15 protein-coding genes are annotated in these 17,538 nt (G+C 42.6%); 1 reads left to right on the top strand and 14 read right to left on the bottom strand.

From position 1 onward, the window contains the following. Nucleotide 1: 1 nt before the first annotated feature. From ACVBAX_RS08635 to ACVBAX_RS08605, 7 genes are all read right to left on the bottom strand, one after another. Nucleotides 2–1,885 (bottom strand): DUF294 nucleotidyltransferase-like domain-containing protein, encoded by a 1,884-nt coding sequence (locus ACVBAX_RS08635; protein ID WP_447116651.1) that lies wholly within the window; start codon nt 1,883–1,885, stop codon nt 2–4. After that, nucleotides 1,866–3,533 carry a sodium:solute symporter family protein gene (locus ACVBAX_RS08630; protein ID WP_447116650.1) on the bottom strand — a complete coding sequence of 556 codons (1,668 nt, stop codon included), beginning with the start codon at nt 3,531–3,533 and terminating at the stop codon, nt 1,866–1,868. Before ACVBAX_RS08630 ends, ACVBAX_RS08635 begins: the two co-directional genes overlap by 20 nt. A gap of 61 nt (nt 3,534–3,594) precedes the next feature. Further along, nucleotides 3,595–3,897 carry a DUF4212 domain-containing protein gene (locus ACVBAX_RS08625; protein ID WP_447116649.1) on the bottom strand — a complete coding sequence of 101 codons (303 nt, stop codon included), beginning with the start codon at nt 3,895–3,897 and terminating at the stop codon, nt 3,595–3,597. Nucleotides 3,898–4,036: 139 nt separating this feature from the next. Beyond that, nucleotides 4,037–4,216 carry a hypothetical protein gene (locus ACVBAX_RS08620; RefSeq protein WP_430774511.1) on the bottom strand — a complete coding sequence of 60 codons (180 nt, stop codon included), beginning with the start codon at nt 4,214–4,216 and terminating at the stop codon, nt 4,037–4,039. Nucleotides 4,217–4,515: 299 nt separating this feature from the next. Continuing rightward, the gene (locus tag ACVBAX_RS08615) at nt 4,516–5,124 is read right to left on the bottom strand and encodes a pyroglutamyl-peptidase I (protein WP_447116648.1); all 609 of its coding nucleotides are present in this window, start codon (nt 5,122–5,124) and stop codon (nt 4,516–4,518) included. Nucleotides 5,125–5,138: 14 nt separating this feature from the next. After that, a complete protein-coding gene (locus ACVBAX_RS08610) occupies nt 5,139–6,746 on the bottom strand; it encodes a gamma-glutamyltransferase family protein (protein WP_447116647.1) in 1,608 nt (535 codons plus the stop codon). 209 nt (nt 6,747–6,955) lie between these two features. Continuing rightward, complete coding sequence (locus tag ACVBAX_RS08605; RefSeq protein ID WP_430774508.1) at nt 6,956–7,861, bottom strand: peptidoglycan DD-metalloendopeptidase family protein; 906 nt, start codon at nt 7,859–7,861, stop codon at nt 6,956–6,958. Between the two features lie 123 nt (nt 7,862–7,984). Here ACVBAX_RS08605 and ACVBAX_RS08600 point away from each other — a divergent pair, with 123 nt between their 5' ends. After that, on the top strand, nt 7,985–8,377 hold the full coding sequence (locus ACVBAX_RS08600) for a VanZ family protein (protein WP_430774507.1): 393 nt from the start codon (nt 7,985–7,987) through the stop codon (nt 8,375–8,377). A gap of 1 nt (nt 8,378) precedes the next feature. Here ACVBAX_RS08600 and spoIID read toward each other — a convergent pair whose 3' ends face one another. From spoIID to nuoL, 7 genes are all read right to left on the bottom strand, one after another. Beyond that, the gene (gene spoIID / locus ACVBAX_RS08595) at nt 8,379–9,401 is read right to left on the bottom strand and encodes a stage II sporulation protein D (protein ID WP_447116737.1); all 1,023 of its coding nucleotides are present in this window, start codon (nt 9,399–9,401) and stop codon (nt 8,379–8,381) included. Between the two features lie 225 nt (nt 9,402–9,626). After that, on the bottom strand, nt 9,627–10,934 hold the full coding sequence (gene murA, locus ACVBAX_RS08590; RefSeq protein WP_430774506.1) for a UDP-N-acetylglucosamine 1-carboxyvinyltransferase: 1,308 nt from the start codon (nt 10,932–10,934) through the stop codon (nt 9,627–9,629). A 32-nt stretch (nt 10,935–10,966) separates the two neighbouring features. Continuing rightward, complete coding sequence (locus ACVBAX_RS08585; RefSeq protein ID WP_430774505.1) at nt 10,967–11,713, bottom strand: YwmB family TATA-box binding protein; 747 nt, start codon at nt 11,711–11,713, stop codon at nt 10,967–10,969. Nucleotides 11,714–11,884: 171 nt separating this feature from the next. Then, on the bottom strand, nt 11,885–12,121 hold the full coding sequence (locus ACVBAX_RS08580) for a DUF1146 family protein (protein ID WP_447116646.1): 237 nt from the start codon (nt 12,119–12,121) through the stop codon (nt 11,885–11,887). A gap of 463 nt (nt 12,122–12,584) precedes the next feature. Continuing rightward, on the bottom strand, nt 12,585–14,102 hold the full coding sequence (gene nuoN / locus ACVBAX_RS08575) for an NADH-quinone oxidoreductase subunit NuoN (RefSeq protein ID WP_447116645.1): 1,518 nt from the start codon (nt 14,100–14,102) through the stop codon (nt 12,585–12,587). A 6-nt stretch (nt 14,103–14,108) separates the two neighbouring features. Next, nucleotides 14,109–15,605: an NADH-quinone oxidoreductase subunit M gene (locus tag ACVBAX_RS08570; RefSeq protein WP_447116644.1), complete on the bottom strand. Its 1,497-nt coding sequence runs from the start codon at nt 15,603–15,605 to the stop codon at nt 14,109–14,111. Then, the gene (gene nuoL, locus ACVBAX_RS08565) at nt 15,602–17,470 is read right to left on the bottom strand and encodes an NADH-quinone oxidoreductase subunit L (protein WP_447116643.1); all 1,869 of its coding nucleotides are present in this window, start codon (nt 17,468–17,470) and stop codon (nt 15,602–15,604) included. The genes ACVBAX_RS08570 and nuoL overlap by 4 nt, the downstream gene beginning before the upstream one ends. Nucleotides 17,471–17,538: the final 68 nt, after the last annotated feature.

Below are 17,538 nucleotides of genomic sequence, written 5' to 3'. Positions count from 1 at the left end.
TCTATACAGTAAAATTAGCAAACACTTGGCTTTGCAGCTCTTTTAATGATTTTAAACTGAGAATAAGCTCTTCTTTTTCACGTGTTGATAATCTAGCAAACTCGATATGGGTCCTTCCTTGCTGCTGCCAGCGCTGAGTGACATACAGGCGCAATACCTCTTCCACCGCCTGCTTCAAATCGTTAGCAAACACGTCCGAAAGAACCCCTTTCTCTTTTAAAAAGACGATCTTGTCTATAGACGTCCCAGACACTCCCCCATGTAAAAGAGTGAGAATTTGCAAGCTATGATGATAAGGAAATAACACTTCCTTTTTCATATCAAGTTGCTTTCGCTCAAGCTTGAATAATGACCGTATCGGTTGATCTAGAGTCGGTATCACATGCTCTCTCTCCACTTGAGACAATCGATACAAAAAGATTTTGGAGCGCTGTAATAGCTCTCGTATTCCTTCTTCAAAACTCTCATTCAACGTATGAGATCCTGTTAAAAACCGATACGAAAAGAAGTTTTGCGCTAGTAAGAGATGGTCATTCGTCGCTTGCAGCATCCACCCTCTGACTCTTTCCTGCCACTCAGAGATGGTCCCCCGCCAACTCGTCTCACTACACATCATCAAACCAATACAGCGAGCATAACCCGCCTTTTCAAGCATGTTTGTCATCTCCATGCCTAATCTTGAAAAATACTCCTTGTACTCTTCCTTCTCATAAACAAGAAAATGATCCTGATCCGTGAGCATAAACTGCTCCCCACGGCCCGCACTTCCCATTTGATAGAAAGCATAGTGACAGGGAACCTCTTCCCTTAGCTTATCGACGGCAAGCTCCACCGCTCTTTTTACTAGTCGATCGTACAGCTGAGTCACTATCTCTAACGTTTTTAACATAGGAATCTTGTCTTTAATAAGCGTTTCAAGTATGTCATAAATCGCCTTTTTCACAGAAACAATCGTCTCTTCTGTGCATTGCTCGATCTTTTGAATCGTCTTCATCACATTTTCGTTCTTTTTCCGTAATAAGTCCGATAACGTAACCACGCCGAGGAGTTTTTCGCCTTCTACGACTGGCAAATGCTTGATTCCCCTTAAAAGAATTAAAGATAACGCATCATAATAATAGGAGAAACGTGAGATCGTAACCGGATGGGGTGTCATGACATCGCGCGCGACACAATCCAAAGATCGTCCTGCCGCAATTACCCGCTCAACCATATCTCGTTCAGTAATGATTCCTTCAAGTCTCCCATTTTCCGTTACAAGCACAGAGCTTGTGCGCTCTTTAAACATCAGAAGGGCTGCCTCTTGAACCGTTGTTGTCGGGGAAACACTCACTACTTGTTCCGTCATCAAATCTTGAACGCGCAGCATAAACGCATCTCTTTCTCCAAAATCACGTGCAAGCTGAACCTGCTCCGCTAACGAGGCATAAATATCCTTAAGCCGCACACTCACCTGGGCTAATAAATAATCATGAACATTGGGGTCATCCCACCTCTTGGCAATGACGGTAAAAGGGATGTAAAGGGCATTGCAAGGCTCGATCGCTCGTACCTCCACTTGAGTCGCTGCCTCCTTGCCTGGTTTGGAGACACCTAGGAAATCAGCCAAGCTTGAAAAACCAATCAACTCCCCTTTTTGAACAATCTCTAGCACTTCCTCCTGCGTCCCGTGCTCATTTTTTATATACACTTCAGCCATCCCCGATAAGATGAGGAGCAATCCGTCACGCTGAGCCTCCTTTTTCAGCATCGTTTCGTGCTTTTCAAACATCCGTTGCTCGCAAAGCTCGATAAGGGAAAGGGCCGTACGGACATCCACCCCTTGAAAAAAGGGGTGAAACCGTACAGCCTCTAAAATGGTTTCATTATAGTTGTTTGGTTCCATCGTTCATCCAAACCTCGCCATTCTTATACACCATCTGCTCTGGATAGCGTAAGTCGATTACTTCCTCCTGGATTTTCTGAGATGGAGCTTCCGTTGATAAAGAAACAATAATATTCGTTAGGAACGCTGCAGCTGCTCCAAACACTCCCGCTCCTGTATCAATAATGCCTAAAATCGTAAATCCACCGTATTTTGCGGCAAAGATATACGTTAACGTCACACCCAAGCCGACTAATAATCCAGCGATTACTCCTTTTGCATTCGAACGCTTCCACCATACCCCAAGAACAAGTGCTGGGAAGAACGTTCCTGTTGCCAATGCAAACGCCCAAGCCACAATTTGTGTGATGGCTCCTGGCGGGTTAAGAGCGATAAGCCCAGCAAATAAAGTCGCAATAACGATCGACCAACGAGCAACAGATAAACGTTTCTTTTCTGTCGAATTTGGCTTCAACACACGGTAATAAATATCATGTGCAAAGGAAGAGGAGATCGCAATCATCAATCCACCTGCTGTTGATAAAGCCGCAGCCATCGCACCAGCAGCTACCAAACCGATGACGAATACCCCTAGGTTGGCAATTTCAGGTGTCGCCATAACGACGATATCATTCGAAATGACAAGCTCACTCCACTGAAGAATGCCATCACCATTAGCATCCGCCACCTGAAGCTTTCCAGTGTCGACCCATGTTTTTGTCCATTCCGGAAGCTCAGAAATTTTACTACCAGCCACTTTTGTCATTAAAATAAAACGTGAAAACGCCGCATAAGCAGGTGCCGATAAGTATAATAAACCAATGAAAAGCAATGCCCAAGCTCCAGACCAACGAGCCGCTTTCATCGTTGATACCGTATAGAAACGAACGATGACGTGTGGAAGTCCAGCAGTACCAGCCATAAGCGTAAACATAAGAGCAAGGAACTGCCACTTCGTTCCATTTGTAAATGGTGCAAAGTATTCTGATATGCCGAGCTCCCGGTCAAGTTCACCCATCTTTCCAACAAGTTCCCCGTAAGATAGCCATGGCATTGGGTTGCCCGTAATTTGTAAACTCATAAAGATAACTGGAATCAAGTAGGCAATAATTAAAATAATATACTGAGCTACCTGCGTCCATGTAATCCCTTTCATTCCTCCGAACGCCGCATAGAAGGCAATTAACACAACCCCGATCATCGTTCCAAGCTTCGCATCGATTTCAAACAATCGTCCGATAACTACCCCAGAGCCTGACAGCTGACCGATCGAATACGTAAAAGAAATAATAATTGTAATGACAGCCGCAATCACTCGAGCCGTATGGCTGTCAAAGCGGTCACCGATAAATTCAGGAACCGTGTAGCGACCGTACTTACGTAGCTGAGGAGCAAGCAAGAACGTCAGCAATAAGTAACCGCCCGTCCAGCCCATGATATAAGCAAGCCCATCGTATCCGAGTAGCATGATCGTACCCGCCATACCAATGAATGAAGCTGCACTCATCCAGTCCGCCCCAATGGCCATTCCGTTAAAAATAGGCGGTACCCCGCGTCCGGCTACATAGAAATCAGAGGTTGCCTTCGCCTTATTATAAATGGCAATCCCGATATACAGGGCAAACGTCGCTAAAATGATCGTTAATGAGACCAAGAATTGTGTATCCAAATGTATTCCCCCCTATTGATTGATTTCGTCTTTTTCTATTTTAGACCCCGAGCATTCCCCTTTAATGCTCGAACACTTTTCCAGAACTGATTTGTTCATTTTTGCTCTCATCAATTCCGTATTTTTTATCCACATTGTCACTAAGCTTCGCATTAACAAATAGTAAAATGATAAACGTAATCACTGCCCCTTGAGCTCCCATGAAATAATGGAGTGGAAATCCATTAATGGAATACTGACTTAGTGGCTCAGCAAAAAAGACCACCCCAAAAGAAACGAGAAACCAGACGATAAAATAAATAATAATATTGCGAGTTCTTTCTCGGAAATAACGATCGGCTACTTCTTTCTCAATTTTCTTCACACTTACACCCCCATGAAAAATGATGTTCCTGTGCGTGTCTAGATGAACTGTTTTTTGTAAAACATATCCTCCTTTCTATTCGAAAAAATGTATATGAACTTTTACCCGCCAGTTATGCGAGAAAAAGTCAACAACCGTACTAGCTTAAGCTGAAGATAAATTTGATGGTATCAATGAATGGCATAGGAACTAGGATGATTTGTACGATGAAGTAGACGAAAATGGATAGGAATGGAATGACTAAGAAGAAGGGTCTTTTCTTTTTAAATGCAAAAAACAAACAAACGACAGAGATGAGAAGTAAGCCAAAAAAGATCATTTCTTGCCTCCTTTTATGTGAAAGCGTTAACAATTTTTACTTTTCTGAAATTTTATGAAAATTCAATATTTATTATCTACATAAACTGTCTCTTGGTCAAGTAAGACTAGCCATTAAATTTCCAGAGGGCTTGTCGAAATTTGAAGATACAACTAGGAAACACAGCATTACCAATACCTTCCTTTTAAAACATCCGTCGAAAACTTTTTTCTTTCAAAGAGTTTGTCATATGAGTTATCACTATGTTGAAATTAGAAACCCCACCCAAATTGGCAACATGAAAAAAGCATGTGAAAAGCTCATATGCTCAATGTCTTAATCATTATTTTAACGGCTTCAAACAAGTCTCTTGAGGACCAGCTTGGCATCGCTTTTTTCTCATCGATCACAAGTTCGTGGGAGGCCGGAACATGTACAAAGCCAGCTGGAATATCCAATTGCTTCTCCTTCAACTCATGTAAAACGGTGTACATCACATTGTTGCATAAATACGTACCCGCACTGTTGGAGATCCTAGCAGGATAAGCTTTCTCATTAAGAGCATCCACTAGCATCCGAATAGGAAGCGTAGAAAAATAGCCGTCCGCTCCCTCTTCAACGATCTTAGAATCCACTAAAGCTCTCCCGCTATTATCCGCTGCCCCGTCGCGACAATTAATGGCAATCCGCTCTGGTGTTATTTCCGTTCGTCCAGCAGCAAGGCCTAGCGACAGGACCGCATCAGGATCAAACTCACGAACCGCTTCCAATATCGTCACTGGTGCTTTTTCAAAATCTACCGGCAAAAGTACCCCCTTCACCTCGTAATCACCAATTTGTGCTCCATCCAGTCTTAACACGATATCCTCTGTTGGATTGATCGGATGATTTAGAAACGGTTCAAACCCTGTTAACAATAGCTTTTTCATAGAGAAGTCTCCCCTTAATAACTAGCAATGCTACCGTCCGTACGTTTCTCCGTACCTCCCGTAAGCACGCCAGTCTCTGGATTGCGAACAATTACCTGACCTCGACCAAATCCGCCAGAATCATGAGCAACAAACATCTCATGTCCTTTTCTCACTAGACCCTGAACCAGATGATTCGGGAAATCATGCTCTACTTCTATTTTCTTTCCTGATATCCATTGCCATCTAGGAGCATCCAGCGCCGCTTGTGGATTGAGGTCATAATCAATCATATTCATCGCTACCTGTACATGACCTTGTGGCTGCATATATCCACCCATCACGCCAAACGGTCCGACTGCCTCGCCATCCTTCGTTATAAAACCAGGAATAATCGTATGATACGTCTTTTTCCCAGGAGCTAGCGCATTTTCGTCCTCCTCATTCAATGAGAAATCATGGCCACGATTTTGCAGTCCAATCCCTGTGTTGGGAACGACGATTCCAGAGCCAAAGCCCATATAGTTACTTTGGATAAAAGAAACCATATTTCCTTCCCCATCAGCAGTCGCCAAATACACCGTTCCACCCTTTGGAAGTGTGCCTGGTTCTGGTATCTGAGCTTCGTCTTTGATTTTTTCACGTGCCTGCTCGACAAATTCCTCCGAAAGCATATCTGAAACCCTTGCTTTCATCGTGGTTGGATCCGTAATATAGGTTTTCCCGTCTGTAAATGCCTGCTTCATCGCTTCTAATTGCAGATGCAATCCAGCTAAATCTTCACGATGTGAAAACTCGTAGCCTTTTAATATATTGAGTGCCATAAGCGCAACCAAGCCCTGTCCGTTCGGTGGAATTTCCCACACATCGTAGCCGCGGTAGTTTACACTAATCGGATCGACCCACTCCGCTTGGTAGGCTGCTAAATCCTCTTTTCGTAAAAATCCTCCATGAGCCTTAGAAGCAGCGTCAATTTCATCTGCCAATCGGCCACGGTAAAAACTTTCAGCATTTGTTTCAGCAATTTCTTGAAGGGTATTCGCATGATCCTCCGACTTCCACATCTCACCGATTTGTGGCGGCTTTCCATCTGGAGCAAACACGCGGAACCATTCTTTGTAGGAATCATCATCACCAAAGCGCTTCTGATAAATTTTATACGCACCAGCCCAGTACTTCCCAAGCGTTGGGGAAACTGGATAGCCATCACGTGCATATGAAATCGCCGGTTGTAACACTTCCGTTAATGGCAAACGTCCGAAGCGTTTGGAGAGCTTCGCCCATGCAGAGGGTGCACCAGGTACCGTGACCGGAATCCATCCGTGGGATGGCATTTGTTCATGTCCGAGCTCTTTTACTTTTTCAATTGATATTCCTTGCGGGGAAGGTCCGCTCCCATTTAAGCCGTACAGTTTATCTTTGATCCAAACAAGGGCAAATGCATCGCCACCGATGCCATTTGACGTTGGTTCAACGACGGTTAAGCACGCAGCTGTCGCAATCGCCGCATCCACGGCATTTCCGCCCTTTTTTAGCATATCAAGCCCTGCCTGTGCTGCCAGTGGCTGAGATGTCGCCACCATGCCATTTCTAGCAATCGTCGCCATTCGCTGCGATCGATATGGATATGTAAGGTATGACAAATGAAACTCCCCCTATTAAACTTCGTCTTTCGAAATATTATACGATAGATTTTGAATTTTTCCAATAATTAAGAAATTACTAACTAGGGTGTCTGTCACCGCACGTGGACAAATTTCGGTTTTTGTCCGTCTCAGGTGGACACTTGATAACAAAGTTCCTTCTCCTCAACAAAAAAACCCGCACATGGCGGGTTTCCTCTTACTATATCCTATGCATCAGAATTATCTGTGCTGTCAGTTCCTTCTTCAGTTCCAGGAGTTTCTTCTTTACCAGAATCTGTTCCTTCTTTTTCAGTAGACTTGTCCGCATCTTCTTCTTCAGCAGCTTTCTTTTCTGCTTCATCATCCGTTGCTTCCTCTTCTTCTTCTACTGCATTTGGATCATCTTTTCCGCTGTTTTCCATATCAGACACATTAACATCTTTCAGTGCACTTAAAGGCTTTTGGAAGTAGTCAATTGGATTTAGAGCGACTCCATCTTTGCGAATTTCAAAGTGTACGTGAACGCCAGCTTCTTCATTAACAAGGCTTTCACCTGCTGTTGCGATTGACTTACCTTGCTTTACTTCATCGCCCACTTTTACTTTGATGTCACTAACTGATTGATATTGTGTTACAATGCCTTTGTCATGCTCAATTTCAATCACATTTCCAAGTAGGGAATCGTTATCAACCACTTTCGTAACGGTTCCGCTAAGAGCTGCTACTACATCGAATGCTTCCCCGTCTTTTTGAACAATATCAATACCTGTGTTTGGATGGTATGAATTGTCGTAGAATACTAGGGCTGCTTCTTGCTGTTCTTCTGAGCCGTTATTATCATAGAATTGCTTTTGAATTTCGACTTTGTTTGGATCTGTTACCGGCATTACAAAGTTTTCCATTGTACGTGATACTTCAACAGCTGGCTCATTGAACTTCTTGTCTGTAACGTCAGTAGCCTCGTTGTTGTACCCAAACTTGTCTGAGTCTGTTGCACCGTTTTGATACCATAAAACCGCGGTTAAAATGATCGCTGCGCTTCCTAGATAAATTGCTGGGAATGCCCATCTTTTCTTTAAAAAGCGCTTAACATTTGAATCTTGAGAAGATCGTTTCTTTTCTTCCTCTCTCATTTATCATCACCTCAGCAACCAGTTTGAACAATGTGAGAGAAATATATACCTTGTGATTAAAAAATTTTTTAGACTTATTTTTCGACAAAGCTTTTACAATTATTCATGATAGGAGAATGTTTTATGAAAAAATTTCTTTGGGCCCTTCCCCTTGCATATATGGCGCTCATTTGGACACTTTCCAGCTTCCCGGCGGACGAATTCGTCGCACTAACTGATTTGTCCCTCGATCGTATCATTAAAGAATCATTACATCTGGTTGAATTCGGTATTCTGTATCTTTTATTCGCCCTTGCTTTATATGGAAATGGTCAACTAACAAAAAAGACAAGCCTACTCTTTGCGATCATCGCTTGCCTGTACGGGGCACTAGACGAAATCCACCAGTCCTTCGTTCCCTACCGCTCCGCCACGTGGATTGACCTTGTAAAGGACGTCATTGGTGTCACCGTAGCTTATTATGCCGTCAACCGTTTTTATCTTTTGAAAAAAAATAAGCTAGAGCAAAAGCTCTAGCTTATTTCTGGGCAGTAATCTTCGTGAGCAGATCGTTTGATGATACGACTTCTACTCCTTGATAGTAGTACTTCGCGATATCTACGTAGTTCTTGCCTTCTTGCGCCATTCCATTCGCCCCGTATTGGCTCATACCCACGCCATGGCCGTATCCCTTTGTATTAATTACGATTTGATCGCCTTTTCGCTCCCACGTAAAGTCAGTGGATTTCAACTCCAGCTTCGTACGAATGTCTTGCCCTGTCAAAACCGTGCCACTAAAATCCACTTTGCTGACTCGGTTACTGGATGTTCGTTCGACCACTTTCCCAATTGTATCACCAGAGCCAATCTTTACTCCTAATAGGCGTTCAAAGTCTGCCACTGAAACGACCTTTTGTCCGTTAAATTCCTTTGAGTTCACATCCCAAGGACTTTCAACGCTTTTTAAATAAGGAAGTGCCCCTTGCCAGACTGATTCGGCATTTTCTGTGTACCCATTACTTGTTGAAAAGAACGTTGCATCGATCGGGCTTCCCTCGTAGGTTAGTATCTGTCCGCTCGTTTCCTGTACAGCTTTACGGATCTTCTCTATTTTCCAAGAATAATCCTTGCCCCAAATTCTCCGAAGCTCTTCTTCATTTTTAAATACTTGGTGCTGTACTGTATCCGTCACGATCGCCCCGTCAGGTACCTCTAGCTTTTCCGAGCTGATCATTTGTCTCACGATATAGGTTCTGGCTGTAAGAGCTTGTGCCTTTAATGCTTCAAGTTCAAACGTGGCTGGCATTTCCGATGCAACGACGCCCGTTACATAGTTATCGAGTTCTAGTGTCTCAACCGATTCTGATGCCGTACGATAGACAGCAACTTCTACAGCCGGACCCGTTGGTGGTGCTTCAGCTACCGTCTCTTTAGCGGTTTCCTCTCCAAGTTTACCACTTACCTTACCCTCTGAAAAAGGGAGCACGACGAGTGTAGGAATCATGAGTGTGACGACGAATAGAATGGCGGATACGATTACAAATGGTTTTAGTTTCATTATGCTTGTGCCTCCAGTACGCATTAGGTAACAAGGAATATGTAGTCCCGTCTCCATTCATACATATGGACTTGGACAAGCAAATATGACTTTTTCTTATTTTATGAATAAAAACATCGTGGAAGCATCACAATATTCTAGGTGGTCATCCTTTTTATGTAATAAAAATGTAAAAAACCGCAGAGTATGGAATACTTCTACGGTTTACATTTTCGAATATATATTTATTTAAGCATTCATATCGCTAACGTATGTTTCTTGGATTGTTTCAACGACTTCTGTCACACGCTCGATATCTGCACCAAGTGCTGCAAGCTTATGATGGAAGTCAACATACCCACGGTCCAAATGCTTAAGCTCTGTTACACGAGTAATGCCATCAGCCACTAACCCTGTTAAAATAAGCGCAGCAGCCGCACGTAAATCTGTTGCAGCAACCTCTGCTCCTTGCAGGTTAGATGGTCCATTCATAATCACTGAACGACCTTCAATTTTAATATCAGCATTCATACGACGGAATTCTTCCACGTGCATAAAGCGGTTTTCAAATACCGTTTCCGTAATCATACTTGTTCCTTTTGCGTGAAGAAGTAATGCCATCATTTGTGATTGCATATCTGTTGGGAATCCTGGATGTGGCATTGTTTTAATATCAACAGCTTTAAGCTTTTCTGGTCCAATGACACGTAAGCCGTCCGCCTCTTCTTCAATAATAACGCCCATCTCTTCCATTTTCGCAATAAGTGAGGTTAAATGTTCTGGAACGGCTCCTCTTACAAGCACATTTCCACCAGTAATAGCGGAAGCGACCATGAATGTTCCAGCCTCAATACGATCAGGAATAATATGATGCTCGCAACCAAATAGAACGTCTACACCTTCAATGCGAATTGTACCTGTTCCTGCTCCTCTTACTTTGGCACCCATTTTGTTAAGGAAATTCGCTAAGTCCACAATTTCTGGCTCTTTCGCACAGTTTTCCATCACTGTTGTACCATTGGCAAGAGTCGCGGCCATCATAATATTTTCAGTCGCACCGACACTTGGGAAGTCTAGATAGATTTTTGCGCCGTGTAAGCGACCTTCTGGAGCTTCGGCTTCAATAAATCCGTTTCCAACTTTTACCTTAGCACCCATAGCTTCGAAGCCTTTTAAATGCTGATCAATTGGACGTGAACCAATCGCACAGCCACCCGGCAATGCAACTCGTGCACGGCCATTTCGAGCTAGCAATGAACCCATTACTAGTACAGATGCTCTCATTTTTCTAACATATTCAAATGGTGCTTCTTCTCTTAATACTCCAGATGCATCAACCGTTACCGTGTTATCTTTAAATCCAACATTGGCATTCAAATAGCGTAACACTTCATTGATTGTATATACATCGGAGAGCGTCGGCACATCTTTAATTACGCATTTTCCATCACTTGCTAATAATGTTGCGGCGATCACAGGCAAAACTGCATTTTTAGCGCCTTCTACTTTCACTGAGCCACTAAGCCTTCTTCCGCCGCGGACGATGATTTTTTCCAAGTGTATTCCCCTCCGCGTCCATTTTCTCTATATTAATATTCAATCGTAATGATTGGTGTGCCAACTACTAGGGTAGTCTTTGCGCCCAATCCTTGCGTTCTAAGTCCTACTTGTAGATTCATTTCTTTCTGGTTGCTTGTTAAACTTTCTGACAACATAGGCGAATACGCCGATGTTGATACAAAATTATTTTCGTCTAATGATTCGATCTCTTCCGCCTTAAACTGTGACAGCAATTGATTGACAGTATCAGGCAAAGACGTATTCATCTTATCACTGAATTCGCCTTTTATACAAGAGAAAATTGTTGGTTTTCCTCGAAATATGTCAGAGAGCAGCAATGGTAGTTCCTTTTCAAGAAATTGTGTGGTTTGTTGCGAAAAATTCTCGTCATTCACCTCATAAATGATATACGTTTGAGGGTGCTGATTTGTGAGGGTTGTTAAAACTTGGATTTTTTCCTTTGGACCATGGTCAGTGGTGCTTATACCTGTAGCTTCCCACATATTCGCTTTAGAATTCACGTTCCATGACCATTCAGGAAATTTTTTTTGCAAGTCGTTACCGAACTCCTTCACGTCCTCAAGGCTGGTTAAATGATCCATTTTCTCTCTTGCATGTAGAGACCATTCAGTGATGGGAATTTGTTCCCCTTCCACGACAGATGCAAGTGTTAGTAAGTCAAGCTGTTCTTTAGCTACTATCGTTTTATTCCCAATGTTTATAATGGCAAAACCTGTTAAGCAAAGTATTAATAAGACATAAGAAAGTTTTTTCATCTACAATTCCTCCCCTTACTACCATTGTTACCAGGTAGCTCAAGGTCATACTTAGGAATTGTCGTCACTTTTTGACAAGTCTTATGTAAGATTTTGTGCAGTAACACACAAAGAGAATTGTACTTAAATTTAGACGCTAATAAAAATGTCAGAAGACCTATATTTTACAAATCATTTGAAGATTAGTGGTAGTTGTTGTGACCATAGCAGGTAATCCAGGAAAAAATTACTAACAGTAGAACCAATCACAATGGATAAAAATATAAATAACACTCGTGCTTGTAACACATGGTTCGCTCTTAGTAGTTTTTCGTAATTAATGGACTGTAGCGCCCACCAGGCAAGTGCAATAAAAAACAAATGCGACATAATACTAATCAACGCTTGATGTCCAAATTCTGCGATCATCGGTACTTCTTCTCTCCCTTTGTACAATTGGTCTTTGGGCAAGCCTACCTTTCATTGTATCATTTTTTTAACGAAAACAGAACCACATACCTCATTATTGACGAATGAGGGTCAGGAAAAGTTTCATTTTTTTGAGGGATTTTTATCGGTGGAGGTTTTATGACATATTCAAGCTATGGGTAATCGCGTGAAGCGTCATAAAACCATGGTTATGACCTTATGTATCATGATTTTTATCATTACATGTCATAAACGTTTCTTTATGACGTGCACCAGTTGAATTTTCTCCTCTAACACGTCATAAAACCCTCTTTTCCCCACATCCCAGTATTTAAAACCTTACATAAAAAAAGAAGAGGGTTCCCCAACCCTCTTCTTGCTTCCTCTATTAAAACCCCATCTTACCGTGTTGTGTAACTAGCAAAAGTCCCCCAACTCTTGCTAGTTTTTCTCCCAGTATTACTTATTGAAACATGTCCGAAAAGCCGTTGAAGTGATTGTGCAAGAAATCAAACGCCAAATTCGGGAATAAACCGAATACAATCGTTGCTGCGACCGTAATGACTAACACGACGAGTATTCCAGCTGGCAGTTGAATTTTTTCATCGGTTGCTGCTGGTCGGAAGAACATTTGTGTAAAAATGCCAAAATAGTAGAAGTACGAAATGACGGTCGTGGCGATCATGACCGATGCTAGCACATAGTGTGCTGGATCCACATAGAACGTTCCCATAAAGATGTTCAGCTTTCCGATAAAGCCTACTGTTCCAGGAATTCCCGCTAACGAAAGGAGGAACACTCCCATCGAAACAGCCAAAATGGGTGAACGCTTATAAAGGCCAGCAAATGCACTAATATCTTCATTATCAGTTTTTCCACTGATCAGCTGAATGATGGCAAATGCACCAAGATTCATAAACAAGTAAGCTCCTAAGTAAAACCACATCGCGTCAAACATGAACGCTGACAATGCCGCTATCGCTACCAATAGGTAACCCGCATGCGCGATACTCGAGTATGCGAATAGTCGTTTCACATTACGCTGACGTAACGCAATCACATTCCCGATGATCATCGTCACTCCTGCAAGCAGTGCGATATAATCCTGCATCTTAATTAACATCGGATACGATGCCGTACTCGAACCAGATGGTGCCGCCCCGTATACAGTCAATAGAATACGAAGCAAAATCACGAATCCAGCTGTTTTGGACACTACGCTTAAAAACGCAGTAACTGGAGTTGGTGCCCCTTGATACACATCCGGCGCCCACATATGAAACGGTACCGATGCCAATTTAAACGATAAACCAACAAATACTAGTAAAAAGGATAACCCAAGCAAGTAGATTTGCTGTGTATCAAAATTCGCTGATAACACACCTGTAATCTCGGTTAAATTGGTTGATCCTGTCAAACCAAACACATAGCTTAATCCAAACAATGTGACAGCTGTTGAAATTCCACCATTGATGACATATTTCATGGCTGATTCATTGGATGGAAGATGCTTTTTACGAATGCCCGCTAATATATAAGAAGAAAGTGATAAAAGTTCAAGTCCGACAAATAATGTGATTAAGTCTCCGCTCGACGTCATAACCATTGCTCCGAGCAAAGCGGTTAAAAACAAATAATAGAACTCTCCCTTGTATTCACTCATCCCTTCCTTTGGTTCATAGCTGATCGCGAGTAACATAACAAGCGCTGCACCAAGGAGCAGTAACAACTTGAATGCTTTTGCGTATGAATCTAAGCGAAACGTATCATATAAAATACTCGTTAATTCTAAATCCACCAACCCTAATAGTGAAACAAACGCTGCAATAATAGCCGTGAATGCTATCCAACCAAGAATTTTTCGATCTTGGTTTTTCGGCATGAACAAGTCCATGATGGAAAGGACGGTTGCAATACCAAGGATGATGAACTCCGGTGTCATAATTGCCCATTGATACGATAACATTTGTTCAAGATCCATCCTTCATCACCCTCCTAACCCAAGCATGATAGTCTCAAGTGTGGCTTGTAGCGGTTCACTTAATACACTTGGGTAAACACCAATTAACACAATTAACATCACAAGCACGAGAACCGGTGCCCATTCAAAGGAACGAATATCCGGTATGCTAGTGAATTCACGGTGCGCTTTTCCAAATGTCATCCCTAACACCGCTCGCAGTAAGTACACAGCTGTTAAAATGATTCCTAAGCAGCCGACTGCAGCGAGTACCGGCATGGCTTCGAATAATCCTAAAAATGCCATGAACTCACTTACGAAACCACTCATTCCTGGTAGACCAAGTGAAGCCATTGCTCCGGCTAATAAGAAACCAGCTGCAATCGGCATTCCTTTTGCCATTCCGCCAAGCTTGGTAATTTCAGACGTATGGAAACGTTCGTAAAAGATTCCTACTAAGAAGAACAATAAGGCAGAAATCAAGCCGTGAGAAACCACTTGGAAGATCGCTCCTTGTATCCCCGCTTCATTGAGCGCTCCCACTCCGATTAACACAATTCCCATATGAGAAATCGAAGAGTACGCGAGCACCATCTTGAAATCCTTTTGAATCAGTGCAAGAAAGGCACCATACAGCAAGTTCACAACACCTAGTGTGGCAAGCAACCAAGCGATGGAGGTGAATTGTTCTGGAAAAATGCCCATTCCAAAGCGAATTAACCCGTATGCCCCAATTTTCAAAAGAATTCCTGAGTGAAGCATAACGATCGATGGTGGAGCCTGAACATGAACGCGTAGCATCCATGTATGTAGCGGAAAAATTGGCAGCTTTACACCAAACGCAACTAATAATGCTAGTAATAGTCCCATTTTTACGTTGTCTGTGATACGTGCATGACCTGCATCTGCCGTAAGCAATTGCTGCAACACATCAATATTGGATGTTCCTGTGCGAGCGAACAACACCATAATGACAATCAGTAGGACAGCTGAACCAAGTCCATTGTAAATCAGGAAGCTATAAGCCGCTTTTTCTTTTTCATGATAACCCCATTTTCCGATTAAAAAGAACATCGGTATGAGCGTGATTTCAAAGAATAAGAAGAACAGAATGAGGTTTTCGGCCACGAATACTCCGAGCATCCCTACTTCAAGGAGAAGGAATAGCATGAAGTAACCCTTCCACTCTTTTTTAATATGAAGCGAAGCAATGGCCGCTAACAAAGAAAGAATGCTTGTTAAAACAACCATGATCAATGAGAAGCCATCCATCCCTAACTCAAACGGAATTTCAAATACTCCTTCACTCATTCCAAAGTGGATCCAGTTCCATTTCAGATTGTACTCAAACAGCTCTGTGCCATTTTTATATTGAGAGAAAACAGCCAATGAAAGAACCATCGCTGGCAAAGTGGCAAGAATCCCAACTAGCTTAATGGAGCTCTCCTGCAATTTTGGTATAAATGATAAAACGAGAATCCCAAGTAACGGGGAAAACACGATGAGTGCTAACATCAAATTCATCCGAAGTACCCCCCTGTTACAGCAAAGATCACAAACAATACAGCTAAGCCAACGAAAGCAACGGTTCCGTACATTTGCACCTGACCGTTATGCACGCGTGAGCCTGCTTTTCCAAACGTTTGAACAAACTGGGTAACCAGGTTAACGATCCCTTCCACAATAAACACTTCAATATACTTGAGGAACAAGCTAAAGAACTTGGTAATGTTCACAATCGTTAACTCGTAAAACTCATCAATAAAATACTTATTGTATAAAACACTGTACGTCACTGGTGTACGGCTGGATAACCAATCGCGTGACAGAGATTTTTTCCCATACATGAGATAAGCAAGGAAAATTCCCGCAAGTGACACAAGTGTTGCCACAATCATGATCCACGCTGGACCTTCGACGTGACCATGGCCAAGTGCTTCATTGCCTTCCACTAACCAATCGCCTAAAAATGTCCCAAACCAAGGTGTGTTCACATATCCAGCAACCACAGCCAGTACGCCAAGCACCACCATAGGAAGTGTCATCACTGAAGGTGACTCGTGTACATTTTTGATTTCTTTTCTAGCCTCACCCGTAAAGACGAGGAAGAATAAACGGAACATATAAAAAGCCGTAAAGAAAGCAGCGATCACAGCTAACCAAAATAATGCTGTGTTTCCATGAACCCAAGCTGAAATTAAGATTTCATCTTTACTAAAAAACCCTGAGAATAATGGAACTCCACTAATTGCCAATGTTCCCACTAAAAATAATGGACCAGTGACGCGAAGCTTTTTCCATAAGCCACCCATTTCTTCAATGTTTTGCGTATGAACGGCATGGATGACACTGCCTGCGGCTAAGAACAATAACGCTTTGAAAAACGCGTGTGTCATCAGGTGGAATACCCCAGCTACATATCCTGCCGATCCAAGTGCTAACATCATATAACCAAGCTGAGATACCGTTGAGTAAGCAAGGACCCGTTTGATATCGGTTTGAACTAAGCCGATACTAGCCGCAAAGATCGCGGTAACTGCTCCAATCACAGCAACGGTCATTAACGCGGTTTCACTCGCAGTGAAAAGCGGGAATAAAGCCGCTACTAAGTATACCCCTGCCGCAACCATTGTTGCCGCATGGATTAATGCTGACACAGGTGTCGGACCTTCCATCGCATCCGGTAACCAAGTGTGAAGCGGGAATTGACCTGATTTCCCAACGGCTCCAATAAAGATCAGGATTGCCGTTAATGTGATCATGCCTGCAGAAATCGAGCCCGCCTCTACCGCAGCAAAAATCTCATCATATTCAAAGCTTCCTACCTGCCAGAATAATAGAATCATCCCGATAAAAAGGCCAACATCCCCAATACGGGTCATGATAAAAGCTTTTTTTGCCGCCTTTTTGGCGTCTTCCTTATAAAAGTAGAAACCGATTAATAGGAAGGAACCAACCCCGACTAATTCCCAGAAAATATACGTTTGTAAAAGGTTCGGTGATAAAACCAAACCAAGCATTGCAAACGTAAATAATCCTAAATACGCATAAAACACATGAAAGCGTTCATCGTCGTGCATATATCCCTTTGAATACGTATGTACAAGCAAACTAACGAGAGATACGATGACGAGCATTAGCGCATTTAACTGGTTTACTTCAAAACCCGCTGTTAGTTGAACATCTCCGATCGAAAGCCATATGCCCTCTGCTTTATAGGTCGGTTGTGTAAAACGCGCAAATAAGACGATGAGCGAATACACAAACGAAACACCCACTAGCAGGATTCCGACATAGGCGCTGTTTTCTTTAAGCTTTTTTCCGAACAGAAGAAGGAACAAAAATGATAGTAGCGGGAAAAGCGGTATGATCCATGCATTTTCCATCAATATCACAATCCCCTTTTTAGAACGCGCATCGGTTTTGTTATGTTGCGCGTTTGATTGAGGCCCGCTGT

Source organism: Robertmurraya sp. GLU-23 (assembly GCF_052983275.1).
The sequence above is the reverse complement of the archived record's forward strand: the minus strand, read 5'-3'. Positions and strand labels throughout refer to the sequence as shown.

Excerpts from the sequence above, each read along its gene's own strand:
- ACVBAX_RS08605 (WP_430774508.1), bottom strand. The coding sequence starts at position 7,861 with ATGAGAGAGGAAGAAAAGAAACGATCTTCTCAAGATTCAAATGTTAAG.
- ACVBAX_RS08635 (WP_447116651.1), bottom strand. The coding sequence starts at position 1,885 with ATGGAACCAAACAACTATAATGAAACCATTTTAGAGGCTGTACGGTTT.
- ACVBAX_RS08600 (WP_430774507.1), top strand. The coding sequence starts at position 7,985 with ATGAAAAAATTTCTTTGGGCCCTTCCCCTTGCATATATGGCGCTCATT.
- ACVBAX_RS08620 (WP_430774511.1), bottom strand. The coding sequence starts at position 4,216 with ATGATCTTTTTTGGCTTACTTCTCATCTCTGTCGTTTGTTTGTTTTTT.
- ACVBAX_RS08580 (WP_447116646.1), bottom strand. The coding sequence starts at position 12,121 with ATGATCGCAGAATTTGGACATCAAGCGTTGATTAGTATTATGTCGCAT.
- ACVBAX_RS08615 (WP_447116648.1), bottom strand. The coding sequence starts at position 5,124 with ATGAAAAAGCTATTGTTAACAGGGTTTGAACCGTTTCTAAATCATCCG.
- nuoN (WP_447116645.1), bottom strand. The coding sequence starts at position 14,102 with ATGGATCTTGAACAAATGTTATCGTATCAATGGGCAATTATGACACCG.
- ACVBAX_RS08570 (WP_447116644.1), bottom strand. The coding sequence starts at position 15,605 with ATGAATTTGATGTTAGCACTCATCGTGTTTTCCCCGTTACTTGGGATT.
- ACVBAX_RS08585 (WP_430774505.1), bottom strand. The coding sequence starts at position 11,713 with ATGAAAAAACTTTCTTATGTCTTATTAATACTTTGCTTAACAGGTTTT.